General features: G+C 59.1%; 12 protein-coding genes and 1 tRNA gene. 5 read left to right on the forward strand and 8 right to left on the reverse strand.

The features are described 5' to 3' along the window. Positions 1–74 precede the first annotated feature (74 nt). Both RRU01S_RS10795 and RRU01S_RS10800 read left to right on the forward strand, forming a co-directional pair. Entirely contained in the window at positions 75–2,648 is a 2,574-nt protein-coding gene (locus RRU01S_RS10795) for a mechanosensitive ion channel family protein (RefSeq protein ID WP_081880050.1), read from the forward strand. 167 nt (positions 2,649–2,815) lie between these two features. Further along, positions 2,816–5,329, forward strand: a complete 2,514-nt coding sequence (locus RRU01S_RS10800; protein WP_045230294.1) for a GcvT family protein — start codon at positions 2,816–2,818, stop codon at positions 5,327–5,329. A gap of 75 nt (positions 5,330–5,404) precedes the next feature. Here the strand turns inward: RRU01S_RS10800 and RRU01S_RS10805 are convergent, their stop codons facing one another. Continuing rightward, the gene (locus RRU01S_RS10805; RefSeq protein WP_045230295.1) at positions 5,405–6,469 is read right to left on the reverse strand and encodes an NAD(P)-dependent alcohol dehydrogenase; all 1,065 of its coding nucleotides are present in this window, start codon (positions 6,467–6,469) and stop codon (positions 5,405–5,407) included. Positions 6,470–6,575: 106 nt separating this feature from the next. Next, positions 6,576–7,310 (reverse strand): lipoyl(octanoyl) transferase LipB, encoded by a 735-nt coding sequence (gene lipB / locus RRU01S_RS10810; protein ID WP_045230296.1) that lies wholly within the window; start codon positions 7,308–7,310, stop codon positions 6,576–6,578. 187 nt (positions 7,311–7,497) lie between these two features. On the opposite strand from lipB, the gene RRU01S_RS10815 reads away from it, so the two are divergent. Next, positions 7,498–7,582 (forward strand) — tRNA-Leu (locus RRU01S_RS10815). 96 nt (positions 7,583–7,678) lie between these two features. Here RRU01S_RS10815 and RRU01S_RS10820 read toward each other — a convergent pair. Then, positions 7,679–7,936, reverse strand: a complete 258-nt coding sequence (locus RRU01S_RS10820) for a hypothetical protein (RefSeq protein ID WP_045230297.1) — start codon at positions 7,934–7,936, stop codon at positions 7,679–7,681. 100 nt (positions 7,937–8,036) lie between these two features. Between RRU01S_RS10820 and RRU01S_RS10825 the strand changes: the two genes are divergently transcribed. Further along, a complete protein-coding gene (locus RRU01S_RS10825; RefSeq protein ID WP_045230298.1) occupies positions 8,037–9,185 on the forward strand; it encodes a hypothetical protein in 1,149 nt (382 codons plus the stop codon). A 52-nt stretch (positions 9,186–9,237) separates the two neighbouring features. Here RRU01S_RS10825 and RRU01S_RS10830 read toward each other — a convergent pair whose 3' ends face one another. The 3 genes from RRU01S_RS10830 to RRU01S_RS10840 all read right to left on the reverse strand — a co-directional run bounded on the left by RRU01S_RS10830 (position 9,238) and on the right by RRU01S_RS10840 (position 13,278). Beyond that, complete coding sequence (locus RRU01S_RS10830; protein WP_003507909.1) at positions 9,238–9,471, reverse strand: BolA/IbaG family iron-sulfur metabolism protein; 234 nt, start codon at positions 9,469–9,471, stop codon at positions 9,238–9,240. Positions 9,472–9,490: 19 nt separating this feature from the next. Beyond that, complete coding sequence (purL, locus tag RRU01S_RS10835) at positions 9,491–11,725, reverse strand: phosphoribosylformylglycinamidine synthase subunit PurL (RefSeq protein ID WP_045230299.1); 2,235 nt, start codon at positions 11,723–11,725, stop codon at positions 9,491–9,493. Between the two features lie 134 nt (positions 11,726–11,859). Beyond that, complete coding sequence (locus tag RRU01S_RS10840; protein WP_045230300.1) at positions 11,860–13,278, reverse strand: aminotransferase-like domain-containing protein; 1,419 nt, start codon at positions 13,276–13,278, stop codon at positions 11,860–11,862. A 48-nt stretch (positions 13,279–13,326) separates the two neighbouring features. On the opposite strand from RRU01S_RS10840, the gene RRU01S_RS10845 reads away from it, so the two are divergent. Next, on the forward strand, positions 13,327–13,671 hold the full coding sequence (locus tag RRU01S_RS10845; protein WP_327787002.1) for a DUF1127 domain-containing protein: 345 nt from the start codon (positions 13,327–13,329) through the stop codon (positions 13,669–13,671). Between the two features lie 112 nt (positions 13,672–13,783). Here RRU01S_RS10845 and RRU01S_RS10850 read toward each other — a convergent pair whose 3' ends face one another. Further along, complete coding sequence (locus RRU01S_RS10850; protein WP_045230301.1) at positions 13,784–14,197, reverse strand: hypothetical protein; 414 nt, start codon at positions 14,195–14,197, stop codon at positions 13,784–13,786. Positions 14,198–14,256: 59 nt separating this feature from the next. Further along, entirely contained in the window at positions 14,257–14,928 is a 672-nt protein-coding gene (gene purQ / locus RRU01S_RS10855) for a phosphoribosylformylglycinamidine synthase subunit PurQ (protein WP_045230302.1), read from the reverse strand. Between the last annotated feature and the right edge of the window lie 16 nt (positions 14,929–14,944).

A 14,944-nucleotide genomic window follows, 5' to 3' on the forward strand; every position in this document is an offset into this window, starting at 1 on the left:
ACGAAACGCTTGAAACCCAGTTGTCGCCAACTACTTTGGCGCAGTGATTCGGAAAGAGTGGAAGGGCATTCACGATGACATTCTTCAGACGGCAGGCGCGGCTTTGGCCTGTCCTGCTCGCTTTCATGGCTTTGTGGATCATTCCCGCGCAAACAGGTCTGGCGCAAACGCCCGATGCGACCAGCGAAGATTCGGTTTTGCCGGTTGCACAAAGGGCTGAAGCCCGGCTTGTCAAAGACAAGGCCATTCTTGCCGACATCACCCAGCAGATCGAAAACAAGGGCAACGACGACGCCAAGCTCGTTGACCTCAAGGGCAAGGCCGATGATCTGGCCGGCAATGCGGCCGCCACCGTCGGTCACTTGCGGACACGGCTGGATGAGATCAGCACACGCATCACCTCGCTCGGCGAGCCGCCCAAGGAGGGGCAGCCACCCGAAGCCAGCGTCGTGACCGACGAGCGCACCAAGCTGAATGCGGAGAAATCCCAGATCAATGCCGTGCTGGGCGATGCAGAGAGCGTCTCTGCCAGCGCCGCGCGCCTCTCCAACACCATCACCAATCTTCGTCGCCAACTCTTTGCGGCCACCCTGTTCAAGCGCACGGAAATCTCGCTGCCGGTTCTGGCGGAAGCGGGGACGGAGTTTGTTGGCGAGATTTCCTCGCTTAGCAGCTCGCTGACGGGCTGGGCGATCTTCGTTTGGAACTACAAGCGCGTGTCGATGTTCGGCGCGGTAACGCTGTCCGTCATGGCTGCTCTGCTGTTCATGGTCGGTGGCTACCGCCTGTTGGGCCACCGGATGGAACGGCGGGCGTTCTCGGGTGCACCATCCTATTTGCGGCGCTTGTCGGTGGCGTTCTGGTCGACCACGGTCCAGTCGATGTCCGTGTTCCTGTTCATGTCGGCGTCGGCGTTTCTGCTCGATAATTTCGGGGTTTTGCGACCCGATATCGCGCCGATCGTGTTCGTGGCGATGTCGGTCATCGCTTTCGTCTATTTCGTCTCGCGGCTGACCTATGCGATCTTTTCGCCGACGCAGCCGGAATGGCGTCTGCTGAAAGTTTCCACACGCGGTGCGCATATCATCTCGTCGGCCATGCTGGTCATGGCGCTGGTCAATGGCCTCGACTATCTGTTCAGCACCATCAGCGAGACGCTGAATTCGCCGCTCATTCTGACCGTGGCCAAGAGCTTCGTTGCGTCCATCATCATCGGCATCATTCTGTTTGCTCTGTCGTTTCTGAAGCCGTTGGCCAGTACGGATATCGAAGGCGATGGTCGTGACCAACGCATGCCGCGCTGGCTCTCGATCCTGCTGCGCGTCGGCGGCCTGCTTCTGATCGGTGCTTGCTTGACCGGTTATGTCGGTCTGGCGCGCTTTCTGGCGACGCAGATTGTTTCGACTGGCGCCGTCCTGGCGACCGTTTACATCGGCATCCTTTCAGGCCGGGCCATTTCCAAACAGGGCATCTTTGCCGAAACGTTGGTCGGGCGCTATCTGGGCAGACGTTTCGGGCTTGGACCCGTGCCGTTGGATCAGGCCGGGCTTGCCGCCGGGCTTGGCATTTATTGCGCAGCGCTTGCCTTCGGCGTGCCGCTGGTTCTGTTCTCCTGGGGCTTCCAGCCGGGTGATATCGAAAGTTGGGCCTACCGCCTGCTGACGGGCTTTTCCATCGGCAAGACCTCCATTTCGCTGATCAGCATCATCACCGGTATTCTCGTCTTCGTCATCGGTTATGCGGTGACCCGCTGGTTCCAGAAATGGCTGGATCGAAACGTGATGGCGCGCGGCCAGGTGGATGCGGGTGTGCGCAACTCGGTGGGCACCGGCATCGGTTATCTCGGCGTTGTCGTTGCGGCTATCTTCGGCATTTCGTCGGCGGGTCTCGATCTTTCAAGTCTTGCGCTGGTTGCTTCCGCCTTGTCGGTCGGTATCGGTTTTGGCTTGCAGAACATCGTGTCCAACTTCGTGTCCGGCCTCATCCTGCTGGTCGAGCGCCCCTTCAAGGTGGGTGACTGGGTAGTGACAGGGACTGTCGAAGGCACGGTCAAGCGCCTGTCGGTACGTGCGACCGAGATAGAAACCTTCCGGGGCCAGTCGATCATTGTGCCGAACTCGGAATTCATCAATTCTTCCGTCGGCAACTGGACGCACAGAAACCGCATCCAGCGCGCAGAAATTCCCGTTTCCGTTTCCTATGACACGGACCCACAACGGGTGATGGATATTCTGCTGGAACTGGTCAAGAAGCAGACCCCGGTTCTGCGCAACCCGGAACCGCATGTGGAATTTCTGAGGTTTGGAGAGTTTGCACTGGACTTCGAACTGCGCTTCCATCTGGCCGATCTTAGCCATGGCCTCACGGTGAAGAACAATCTGCGCATGGAGATTTTGAAGCGATTCCACCAAGAGGGAATCAGCATTCCGATGAAACAGCGCAATGTGAACATTCATGTCGATGGTGACACCCATCCGAAGGTCCTGGCCGAGCTTATGGAGGAGGAAGGCGACAAGGCTCTCGTGTCCAAGACCGCTACCGCCACTGTGCCGAAGCCGGAGATGCCAAAACCCGAACCTGCGGAGCTTACCGTCAAGGATGCCGAAATCGAAACCACGAGACCTTCCGCGCGCAACCGCAGAGGCTGACGCTCGAAAGTATTGAAAATCGTCAAAAGGCTCGCCGTCGCGGCGAGCCTTTTGCATGTCGTAATCAGGCGTTTGAGCAACGGTGCGACATTGCATAGTCTGGCCCTGACGGGCTTGATAAAGCCTGCGTGAAAGCGGACGAACAGGCTTCAAGGGGAATTTTCATTATGAAGACACATGCGCGGGCGGTGGTGATCGGTGGCGGCGTTGTCGGCGTTTCGACGCTTTATCATCTGGCCAAGAAGGGCTGGAGCGACGCCGTTCTGATCGAGCGCAAGGAGCTGACCTCCGGCTCCACCTGGCATGCCGCTGGCCTGCTGCCGCTGTTCAACATGAGCTATTCCGTGGGCCAGATCCACAAATATTCGGTGAAGTTCTATGAAGAGCTTCAGGAGGAAACCGGCATGAATGTCGGCTTTTCCAAAGTGTCCAACATTCGTCTCGCCCGAACCAAAGATCGCTGGGACGAATATATGTATTATTCCGGCATTGCCGAAACCATCGGCGTCAACGTCAAGATGCTGACGCCGGAAGAGGTCAAGGACGTCTGGCCGCTCTGCGAAACCAATGGCCTGCTGGGTGCCATTCAGCACCCTGACGATGGCTACATCCAGCCCGCAGACCTTACACAGGCGTTGGCCAAGGGCGCGCGCGACCGTGGGGCCACCATCTACCGCAACACGACGGTCACCGCACTGGAGCAGCTTGAGGACGGTCACTGGAAGGTGACGACGGACAAGGGCGAGATCATTGCCGAACACGTCATCTCCTGTACCGGCAACTTTGCCCGCAAGACCGGTGAAATGGTCGGCATCAACATTCCCGTCATTCCGGTCGAGCACCAATATATCGTCACCGAACCGCATCCGGCCATTCTGGAACGCCGCAAACAGGGCCTGCCAGAAATGGGCGTGCTGCGTGAATCCGATAGCGCCTGGTATATGCGCGAGGAGGCAGGTGGCCTCATCCTCGGACCTTACGAGGTCGGTGCGCCCGTCTGTTATGTCGATGGTCCCTCCGACCAGAGCGAATACGAGCTGTTTCAGGAAGAACTCGACCGCCTGATGCCGCACATCGAAGCGGCAATCGCCCGCGTTCCTGCCTTCGGTGAAGTCGGCATCAAGAAGGTCTATAATGGCGCCATCGCCTATACGCCGGATGGTAACCCAATCGTCGGCCCTGCACCGGGTATGAAGAACTTCTGGCTGAACGAAGGCCACTCCTTCGGCATCACCGCAGCCGGTGGCGCGGGCTGGCAGCTCGCTGAATGGATCGTCGATGGTGAACCAACGCTCGACCTGATGGGCGTCGATCCACGTCGCTTCGGTCCGTACGCGACCGAAGGCTACCTCATCGCCAAGAACGAAGAGGCCTATGCCAACGTTTTCACCATGCACTACCCGGATGAAGAGCGCGCCGCCGCCCGTCCGCTCAAGACGACGCCGATCTATGACCGCCTGAAGAAGCTCGGCGGCGTCTTCGGCTCCGTTTATGGCTGGGAGCGCGCCAACTGGTTCGTGCCTGAAGGTTACGAACTGAAGCCGGAAGAGTTGGGCGTGGGTGCTGATGTCATCACCAATCACAATTATGCGCCAGCGCTGGATGATGGCCGCATTGTCGAGAAGTGGTCGTTCCGCCGTTCGAACTATTTCGAGCATGTCGGCAACGAGGTGAAACACGTCAGCCAGAATGTCGGCGTGCTGGATATGTCGGCCTTTGCCAAGATGGAAGTCTCAGGCCCCGGCGCGCGCGCTTGGCTCGATTCGATTCTCGCCAACGCCATCCCGAAGAAGCGCGGCCGCATTGCGCTGACCCACCTTCTGACCAAGGACGGCGGCGTGAAGGCGGAGTTCACCGTCTATGAGTGGGCGCCGGGTCGTTTCTATCTCGTTTCCGCTGGCGGTCTTGAAAACCACGACCATGATGTCCTGCGCCGCCTGGCGCCGACTGATGGCTCGGTTATCCTTCAGCCGATCACGCAGAAATATGGCGTGCTGGCATTGGCAGGCCCGAATTCCCGCGAGGTCCTGAAAAAGCTGACCCGCACCAGCCTCGACAACAAGGATTTCCCGTGGCTCACCGCCAAGGAAATCTCCGTTGGTGTCGCGACCGCCCACGCACTGCGCGTCAACTTCGTCGGCGAACTGGGCTGGGAGCTGCACCACCCCATCGAGATGCAGGCCTATATCTTCGACCGACTGATGGAAGCCGGCGCGGAATTCGGCATCAAGCCTTTCGGCATCCGTGCGATGGTCTCGATGTCGCTGGAAAAATCCTACCGCAACATGGGCCGCGAACTCTCGGTCGAATACAATGCCTACACGTCGGGCCTCGACCGCTTCATCAAGCCGGAAAAACAGTTCATCGGTCGTGACGCCGTGGTGGCGGGCAAGGAAAAAGGCCTGAGGTGGATTTTCTCGACGCTCGTCGTCACCGGCAACACCACGGTGGACGCGCGTGGGTCCGAAGCGATCTACAACGCTGCGGGTGAGGTCGTTGGCCGCGCCACATCAGGTGGCTTTGGCTGGCGTATCGGCAAATCACTGGCGCTTGCCATGCTGTCGCCGGACCATGCGGCGGTTGGCACCAAGCTGAAGATCAAGATTCTCGGCGATCTCTATGATGCCGAAGTGGTGGTCGAGAGCCCGTTCGACCCTGACAATGCGATGCTGCGCGGGTAGGCGTTCTTAGCCTCTCGTTCAAAGAAAAAACCCGCCGAGAATATCAGCGGGTTTTTCGTTCTTAGCTTGGTGAAATCAAGCAGCCTGTTTTGGCATGCTCTTCATGTCGATGACAAAGCGGTAGCGCACGTCGCTCTTGATCATGCGCTCATAGGCTTCGTTGATCTGATCCATGTTGATCATCTCGATTTCGGCAGCGATGCCCTTTTCGGCGCAGAAATCCAGCATTTCCTGGGTCTCGGCAATGCCGCCGATCATGGAGCCGGCAAAGGTCTTGCGGCCCGGGATGAGGCTGAAGGCGTGGACGGAGAGCGGCTTTTCGGGCGCGCCGACCTGTACCAGTGCACCATCGCGCTTCAAAAGTGCCAGGTAGGAATCGATATTGTGGTCTGCGGCCACGGCATCGATGATGAGGTCGAGGCTGGAGGTGGCCTTCTTCATCTGTTCGGCATCTGTCGACACGATGACTTCGTCAGCACCGAGCTTCTTGGCATCATTTGCCTTGCTCGGAGAGGTGGTGATCATGACGACCGTGGCACCCATGGCGCTGGCGATCTTGACGGCCATATGGCCGAGACCACCCAGACCGACAACGCCGACGCGAGTGCCGGGACCGGCATTCCAATGGCGAAGTGGCGAGTAGGTGGTGATGCCTGCGCAAAGGAGCGGTGCAGCTGCTGCGGCATCGAGACCTTCGGGGATGTTCAGCACATAGCGGTCATCAACGACCACATGCGACGAGTAGCCACCGAGTGTGTGGGCATCGCCGCCCATGGCCTTATCCGGCGAATTGTAGGTGCCGGTCATGCCGTTTTCGCAATATTGCTCGAGGCCCTCAGCGCAGCTGTCGCAACCGCGGCAGCTATCCACGATGCAGCCTACGCCGACGCGGTCGCCCGTTTTGAACTTGGTGACTTCGGCACCGACACGGCCAACGCGGCCGACGATTTCGTGGCCGGGGACGCAAGGAAAGAGCGAGCCTGCCCATTCTGCGCGGGCGGTGTGAATATCCGAATGGCAGACGCCGCAGAATTCGATTTCGATCTCTACGTCGCGCGGGCCAGGATCACGGCGCTTGATGGTGGCGAGTTTCAGCGGCGAGGAGCCATCATCGCAGGCATAGGCTGATGTTGTGAACATGAAATGTCACCTGTCTTAGGTTTATCGGATGGGAGCAGACGGATGGATGGATATCCATGTCTGCGTGTTGGAAACGTCGGTCGATACAGAAGGTTGCGGCCGGGCATCAGCCCGTGTGCCGAACCGCTTCATTTTCCGTCGCGCCGAACACCTCTTCGAAGGCCTGACGCAAGAGAACATCGACATCGTCCATCATAACCGGCAATCCCAGATCGACAAGACTGGTCACGCCATATTGCGTGATGCCGCAGGGAACGATGCCGGTGAAATGCGTCAAATCCGGATCGACGTTGATCGACAGGCCGTGAAAACTCACCCATTTGCGCAGGCGTATGCCGAGCGCGGCGATCTTGTCTTCACTGACCGAGCCATCCGGTAGAAGCGGTTTTTCAGGACGACGGACCCATACCCCGACGCGGTCTTCGCGGCGCTCGCCCCGCACATTCATCTTGTCCAGCGTGCGGATGATGACATCCTCCAGCGCGGCGACATAGGCGCGCACATCCTGTTTGCGGCGCTTGAGATCGAGCATGACGTAAACGACGCGCTGGCCGGGGCCGTGATAGGTATATTCGCCGCCGCGACCGGTGGCATGGACCGGAAAACGGTCGGGTTCGATCAGGTCCGTGGCATTGGCGCTGGTGCCTGCGGTGTAAAGGGGAGGGTGTTCCAAAAGCCAGACCAGTTCATGTGCCGTGCCATCGGCAATGGCAGCCACTTCACGTTCCATCTCCGCGCTTGCCTCCTCGTAAGGCACTGGAACATCGGAGATTCGCCAGCGGATGGGTGGCGAGCCGTCTACGGGGAACATATTTGTCTGGATATCGGTGCGTGTCAGCATGAAAAGTCCTTTCCACAGCCTTCTCGCAGAATGATTTCCAGGCCGCAAGCCCGGCGTTTGCGGGCTTCTTTCATATAGGAATGACGGGCCTGATTTTTAATTTCAAAAATCTGTCATGACGCTCTTGTGCACCCAAAGTGCTTTTGGTACATGCACCTTCGTCGGCGCAAGTCGGCTCTACCACGATGCGGTCGTGGCGGAATTGGTAGACGCGCAGCGTTGAGGTCGCTGTGGGGCAACCCGTGGAAGTTCGAGTCTTCTCGACCGCACCAAAGAAACCCGCTTCGGCGGGTTTTTTCTTTTTTACCAGTATTTTCTGCGCGTTTGTTAAAGTGGATATGCAAGCGCTTTGTGCTGACAGAGATCGGTTAGCGCTGGCGACTTCTGGCAGCGGCGGTGCGGCGTTTGCTCACCTGTTTCTTTGCCGGACGCGCCTTTGTGATGCGGGTGGTTTTCTTGCCGAGCGCTGCCTCGAGGATGCCGCCTAGAATGCCTCCTGCCACTGACGTGCTGGCTTTCGCCCGACGCTTGGTACGTCGTGTCTGTCGCACACCGGTCTTCTTGAGGATTTCGGACATAGCGCCTTTGACGACGCCACTGATCAACTGGTCAACGATTTTCGACAACTGCGCCTCTCATGCCTATAAAATGTCATCATTTATAATATAGGTGCGGCACCCAACATCAAGCGATCTTTCGGGGTTGCCCGCTCTAGGATTGCTTCTCATGACGAAGATTTCGTCGCGGCTCGTGTTTTATTTCCCCGGTTTCGATCCGCTGGATGCGGCAGCGCATCAGCGCCGCTATGAGCGCAGTGCGGCGCAATCCGGCAAGACGTTCGGGGTTGATTACGAGGTCGGCGGTGTCAGCCAGACGGTTGCGGGTAGCCGTATGGATGTGATGGCCCGGCATGATGGGCATGAAACGCAATCCACCATCTTCATCCATGACCATAATGATCTGATCTCGCAGCTGCGGGCGGCATCTGTGTGGAAACAGATTGGGCTTGGCTTCAAGGCTGGAGCTGGGATTATCCGCGAGGGTGGGGCCTTCGCGTACTTCCGCCATGCTTGGCGATTCGGGCTGTTTTTTTTGTTTCCGTTTCTGTTGATCGCACTGGGTATCGCCGCCGCTGTGCTGATTGCAGTGCTGCCTTTGCTTGTGGGTGTTTCCGCGCTCTTCTGTCTTCTCACTGCTCCCCTTGGTTACCTCTTCTTCGTGAAAGGCGTGATGCCGATTTCGGAGCGGTTTCATACGTTGCATCTGTTTGCCGACTGGCGCTTTGCACTGGCGGTGGGGCGGGACGAGGCGATGGCGCGGGACTGGATCGAGGACAAGGCGCGCAGCGTGCTGGTGGCGCTGGAGCAGGCATCAGACGAGGTTCTGTTCGTTTCGCACAGCATGGGCGCAAGTCTGGCGCTGGCGGTTGCTGGCCGCGTGCTGGAGCTGAAGCCGGATACGTTCGATGGTCGACGTGTTTCATTCGTGACGCTGGGTGGGGCTGCGCTTCAATGTGCGCTGCTGTCCAGTGCGTCGCGGCTGCGCGCGAGCATTGGCGTGGTGGCGCGGCATGGCGATGTAAACTGGTTCGACATTCAGTGCCTGACCGACCCCATCCATCTCTACAAGTGCCACACCGCCAAGCTGACCGGGCATGGCGATGCTGGCCAGCCGAAGATTGTGCCAATCCGGTTCAAGCATTCGCTGTCCACTGAACGCTACCAGAAAAACCGACGCAATTTTCTGCGCATGCACCGGCAATATGTGCTGGGTTCCGACCGTAAGTCCGGGTTTGATTTCACGCTGATGACGGCGGGGCCGTTGCCTGCGGCATCCTTTGCGGATCTGCGTTCCGACAAGTCTCCGGAAATGTAAAAGGCCTGCGCGAGGGTTCGCGCAGGCCTTTGATCTTACACTCGGACGTTGATTATTCCGGTGCTGATGTCTGCAAGGCGAGAGCATGCAGAACGCCGCCCATATTGCCCTTCAAGGCGTCATAGACCATCTGGTGCTGCTGCACGCGCGTCTTGCCCTTGAAGGCTTCGGCCACGACTTCTGCTGCGTAGTGATCGCCGTCACCGGCGAGATCACGGATGGTTACCTTCGCGCCGGGAATTCCGGCTTTGATCATGTCCTCGATGTCGCCAGGCTTCATGGGCATGGTGTTCACTCCTCAATTCTTATTCTGCAGCGGCGAGAAACTCGCCATCCATGAAGTGAGGGAACCATGATTCATGGGCGTTGCGCAATTCTTTAATCTCCACGGCGCGGGCGGTACCCAGCTTTACGACAGAGCCGCCGGTCTTGCCGATGACAGTGACGGAAACGCCAGCCGCCGCAGCACGGGATTTCAGCGTTTCGAGTTCCGCTTGGCGAATAGTGAGCACGTAGCGGCCTTGATCTTCGCCGTAGAATGTCGCGACGGGGTTGTGGCCTTCGACCGCATCCACAGTGGCACCAATGTCCGATGCAATGGCCATTTCGGCGACGGCGAGAGCGAGGCCACCGGACGAGCAATCGTGGACGGCAGTCGTCAGACCATCGGTGATGACTGAGCGAACGAAATCGCCGGTCTTCTTTTCATGCGCCAGATCCACATGCGGGGCAGGGCCATCGGTGCGGCCATGGACGTCGCGCATGTAGACAGACTGCGCGATGTGGGTGCCAAGACCATCAGGCGCACCTGCAAGCAGAATGACCTCGTCGCTGGCTGCAAAGCGGATGCGGGCCATCTTGGCCCAATCGGCCAACAGGCCGACGCCGCCTATGGTTGGCGTCGGGAGAATGGCCTGACCGTTGGTCTCGTTGTAAAGCGAGACATTGCCGGACACGATCGGGAATTCAAGCGCAAGGCAGGCTTCGCCGATGCCCTTGATGGCATGGACGAGTTGGCTCATGATCTCGGGCTTTTCGGGGTTGCCGAAGTTCAGGTTATCGGTTGCGGCCAGCGGCAATGCGCCTGTAGCCGTGATGTTGCGCCAGCATTCGGCCACGGCCTGCTTGCCGCCTTCGAAGGCGTCAGCTTCCACGTAGCGTGGCGTCACATCAGACGAGAAAGCGAGCGCCTTTGTGGCGTGGCCTTCGACGCGGACAACACCGGCGTCACCGCCCGGTAACTGCAAGGAATTGCCCTGGATTAGCGTGTCGTACTGCTCGTAAACCCAGCGGCGAGACGAGTTGTTGGCGGAACCGACGAGCTTGAGCAATGCATCGGCGATATCTGCATCCGGCACGTCGTCTTGCGCCAACGGTGCAGGCACCTTGGCAGGCGTCCATGGACGATCATATTCCGGGGCTTCGTCGCCCAGCTCCTTGATCGGCAGGTTGGCGACTTCTTCGCCATTGTGCAGAACGCGGAAGCGCAGATCGTCAGTCGTCTTGCCGACGATGGCGAAGTCCAGACCCCACTTGACGAAGATCGCCTTGGCGACCTCTTCCTTGGAAGGCTCGAGAACCATGAGCATGCGCTCCTGGCTTTCCGACAGCATCATTTCGTAGGCGGTCATGCGCTCTTCGCGAACCGGAACCTGATCGAGGTTCAGTTCGATGCCGAGATCGCCCTTGGCGCCCATTTCGACGGCGGAGCAGGTGAGGCCAGCGGCACCCATATCCTGAATGGCGATGACAGCACCCGTCTTCATCAGTTCGAGGCAGGCTTCCAGCAGGCACTTTTCGGTGAAGGGGTCGCCGACCTGAACGGTGGGGCGCTTTTCCTCGATGGATTCGTCGAATTCGGCAGATGCCATGGTAGCGCCGCCAACACCATCACGGCCCGTCTTTGCGCCGAGGTAGACGACCGGCAGGCCAACGCCCTTGGCTTCCGACAGGAAGATGGCGTCGGATTTTGCGAGGCCCGCTGCAAAGGCGTTGACGAGGATGTTGCCGTTATAGCGTGCGTCGAACTCGACCTCGCCGCCGACCGTCGGAACGCCGAAGGAGTTGCCGTAACCGCCGACACCGGCGACGACGCCAGCCACGAGGTGGCGGGTCTTCGGGTGGTCGGGCGCGCCGAAGCGCAGTGCGTTCATGGCAGCGATGGGCCGTGCACCCATGGTGAACACGTCGCGAAGAATGCCGCCGACGCCGGTGGCCGCGCCCTGATAGGGTTCGATGTAGGACGGGTGGTTGTGGCTTTCCATCTTGAAGACGACGACATCGCCATCATCGATATCCACGACGCCTGCGTTTTCGCCAGGGCCCTGAACGACGCGCGGGCCTGTGGTCGGCAGGGTCTTCAGCCATTTCTTGGAAGACTTGTAGGAGCAGTGCTCGTTCCACATGGCGGAGAAGATGCCAAGCTCGGTAAAGCTCGGCTCGCGTCCGATGAGGTCGAGAATGCGCTGGTATTCATCGGGCTTGAGCCCATGGGATGCAATGAGTTCCGGGGTGATCTGGATATGATTTGGAAGTGTCATAGGTCTCACGGGGTTCGAGCCGGTACGGGAGTTTCCGGTTCTTTACCGCAAGAGACGGGAAGGTGCGACAGGAAAATGTCCTGACGCACCGGCAAAATCGCCCTTAACCCCGGTTTTCAGACCGTGTTTCGGTATCAGGCCACGCCTTCATACCCGGCAGAGCCGTTGTCCAGCAGTTGCCGCAGAATGCCAAAGGCGTCGGTGAGTTCGGAGCGGGTTCTGGGTGCGGAAAAACTGATGCGGACGCGGTGGAAGACTTTTTCCGAACGCCCGGCTTTGAACTCATCCTCGTCATCGATGAGAATGCCTTCCTTCATCGCCGCACTGCGGAAGGTGCCCGATAGCCACGGCTCCGGCAGCTTGAGCCAGAGGAAGGGAATGTCCGGCATCGAATTGAATTCGAAATTGGCGAAGGTTTCGCGGGCGATCAGCTCGCGGGCATTGATCTCGTCTGTGACGTCTCTGCGGATATCATGCGCATCGCCGCTATTGACCATGCGGGCGCAGAGTTCGGCCAGCAGGAAGGGAAGGCCGCCGGTCATCATGGCGTGGGAAATGCGGATGCGCGACGCGAAATTCGAGGGGCAGGCGACCCAACCGCCACGCACGCCGGCGGACACGGATTTCGACAGGCCGCCCACGACAAAGGTGAGGTCGGGCGCGAACTGCGCAATCATCGGCGGCTGGTTGCTGACCATGGCGCCGTAGAGATTATCTTCGATGATCCAGACATTGTATCGGTGAGCGATATCGGCAATGGCGCGACGGCGCTCCTCGGGCAGCACGGCGCAGGTCGGGTTCTGGCCTGTCGGCATGAGGAAGACCATCTTCGGATGCTGCTGTGCGCAGACCCGTTCGAAATCTTCGGGGATGATGCCCTGCTCGTCGCTCTCCACGACAGATGCACGGCGACCGGCCAGAATGGCAGCGCGGGCAATCTGGGAATAGGTGACGGGTTCGAACACGATCCGGTCGCCCGGCGAGGTCATGGCGGTGATGACGCCCATGATCGCGGCATGCGCACCCAGCGTTGGGACAATGTTGTCCGCCACAGGTGACCAGTCACCCTGGCTCAGCCATCGAACACCGGCCTGCGCCCATTCCTGCGGGAATGCCCGTGCATAGTCGGTGATCTGGAGCGAGCAGTCTCTGACGATATCGGCGATGTGTCGGTCGATCAGCAGGTTCTGGCCGATGTCCGATGCGGCGGTGGTGTTCAGGCGATATTTGTTGGGCGTGTCAGAGGTGGGCCGCGTGCCGCCGAAGGAGGCAACCGCGCGTTCCAGCTTCGCGGTAGGGCTGGGCGTGATGCTGGTGTTTACATAGGTGCCACGACCGACTTCGCCGCTGACGAGGCCACGCTCATGAATGAGCGCATAGGCGCGGCTGATCGTGCCGATTGTCACCCCCAGATCGAAGGCAAGGTTTCTCTGCGGCGGCAGCTTTGCGCCAGCGGAAAGGGTGCCGTCGGAGATCGCGGCTTCGATGCTGTCTGCGAGCTTGATGTAAAGCGGGCCTGTGCCGGTGGAGAGGTCTGGAATCCAATTTGTCATGGTGACAATATATGCATTGTGTTCATTGTATTGTCAATTGTATCTGTATTGAAACAGTTAGATGAAAGGCGCTTCCGCGTTGATAGGTACAATATGCTCAAGATGGATCAATACAATCAGACAATAGATACAATGTATCCCGATGGCTATCAGCGCGAACGTATTTTTCGCGATGCGGGCGATATGGTCGATCCGAATTCGGCGGCTGTTGTCACAGGTTTTGTCGGGCGATGGATTGCGGCGATTGTGTCTTGGCAGAGCAAGCGGTCGGGCAGGCTGGCGCTTCGGGAATTGTCGGATGAGCAATTGTGCGACATCGGCATTACTCGAGAGCAGGCAATGCAGGAGGCGCAAAAGGCGGGGTTGTCATCCTGGCCTCCACGCGCTCTTTAAATTCATGAGTTTTCCTGCCGCAATGCGGGGCCGAGTTCCCCCGGCCTTGCACCCAATTGTCGGCAGAGCCCGCCATGTGCCAGTCCCAACCGGCACTGGCGGGTTTCTTGTTTCAAGAGCAGCCCTTGCCGCCATTGGCCCAGCGCTTCACGTCTGTGGAAATGCGTGCGGCGTGAGGTTCGTTCATGGCAGGGCCGAAGGCATCGACCTTGGCTGGATTGCCTTCCGCCTGAACAACGAGCATGGGGCGCGATTCAGGGCTGTTGCGCGGCACCAGCAGAATGCGGGGACGACCGGAGAAGGAGTTAAGCTCAGGCGCAAGGCGATAGGCCTTGAAAGCGGGGTCGCCAGATTTGAACCAGCAGGCATTGGCACCCAGCGCCACGCGTTCCATGACAGGCAAGGCCGCCTGCGATGCGGACGATGATGCGGCTGGTTTTCTTTCGGACTGGCAAGCGGCCAGCGAGAGCGCGACGAGGCCGAGGCCTGCAATGTTCAAGACGTGACGAAGGGGCAGGCGGTTCATCGCTTCAATCCATGAAAGTGGAATACAACAAAGCCGGTGTAACCCGGCTTTGTTAATATTTACGCTGCGATGACACCGAGTGCGGAAGCAAATATGCCGCGCCCATCATTGCCGCCATGGGCGGCTTCGATGAGGTTTTCCGGGTGCGGCATCATGCCCAGTACATTGCCCTTGGCGTTGATAACGCCAGCGATGTCGTTGAGCGAACCGTTCGGGTTGGTGCCTTCGGCATAACGGAACACGACCTGGCCGTTATCTTCAAGAGCCTTGAGCTGTTCCTGCTCAACGAAGTAGTTGCCATCATGGTGGGCGACAGGCGAGCGGATGATCTGGCCCTTGTCGTAGGCACGGGTGAATTCGGTGTCGTTGTTGACGACTTGGAGCTTCACTTCACGGCAGACGAATTTGAGCGATGCGTTGCGCATCAGGGCGCCTGGCAACATGCCTGCCTCGACCAGAATCTGGAAGCCGTTGCAGACACCTAGAACCTTCACGCCCTGTTCAGCCTTTTCGCGGATGGCCTGCATGACGGGCATGCGCGCGGCAATGGCGCCGCAACGCAGGTAGTCACCATAGGAGAAGCCACCGGGGATGACGATCAGATCGACATCGGGGATTTCGGTTTCGGTCTGCCAGATCGTGACGGGTGCCTTGCCGGAAATCCGTGTCAAAGCCGCGATCATGTCACGGTCGCGATTGAGGCCCGGAAGCTGGACGACTGCGGATTTCATGGGGGCGGCTCCTGAG

This window comes from Agrobacterium rubi TR3 = NBRC 13261 (assembly GCF_000739935.1).
GTDB classification, from domain to species: Bacteria; Pseudomonadota; Alphaproteobacteria; order Rhizobiales; family Rhizobiaceae; genus Agrobacterium; species Agrobacterium rubi.

Excerpts from the sequence above, each read along its gene's own strand:
- purL (WP_045230299.1), bottom strand. The coding sequence starts at position 11,725 with ATGACACTTCCAAATCATATCCAGATCACCCCGGAACTCATTGCATCC.
- lipB (WP_045230296.1), bottom strand. The coding sequence starts at position 7,310 with ATGCTGACACGCACCGATATCCAGACAAATATGTTCCCCGTAGACGGC.
- RRU01S_RS10795 (WP_081880050.1), top strand. The coding sequence starts at position 75 with ATGACATTCTTCAGACGGCAGGCGCGGCTTTGGCCTGTCCTGCTCGCT.
- RRU01S_RS10830 (WP_003507909.1), bottom strand. The coding sequence starts at position 9,471 with ATGCCCATGAAGCCTGGCGACATCGAGGACATGATCAAAGCCGGAATT.
- purQ (WP_045230302.1), bottom strand. The coding sequence starts at position 14,928 with ATGAAATCCGCAGTCGTCCAGCTTCCGGGCCTCAATCGCGACCGTGAC.
- RRU01S_RS10825 (WP_045230298.1), top strand. The coding sequence starts at position 8,037 with ATGACGAAGATTTCGTCGCGGCTCGTGTTTTATTTCCCCGGTTTCGAT.
- RRU01S_RS10850 (WP_045230301.1), bottom strand. The coding sequence starts at position 14,197 with ATGAACCGCCTGCCCCTTCGTCACGTCTTGAACATTGCAGGCCTCGGC.
- RRU01S_RS10805 (WP_045230295.1), bottom strand. The coding sequence starts at position 6,469 with ATGTTCACAACATCAGCCTATGCCTGCGATGATGGCTCCTCGCCGCTG.
- RRU01S_RS10800 (WP_045230294.1), top strand. The coding sequence starts at position 2,816 with ATGAAGACACATGCGCGGGCGGTGGTGATCGGTGGCGGCGTTGTCGGC.
- RRU01S_RS10840 (WP_045230300.1), bottom strand. The coding sequence starts at position 13,278 with ATGACAAATTGGATTCCAGACCTCTCCACCGGCACAGGCCCGCTTTAC.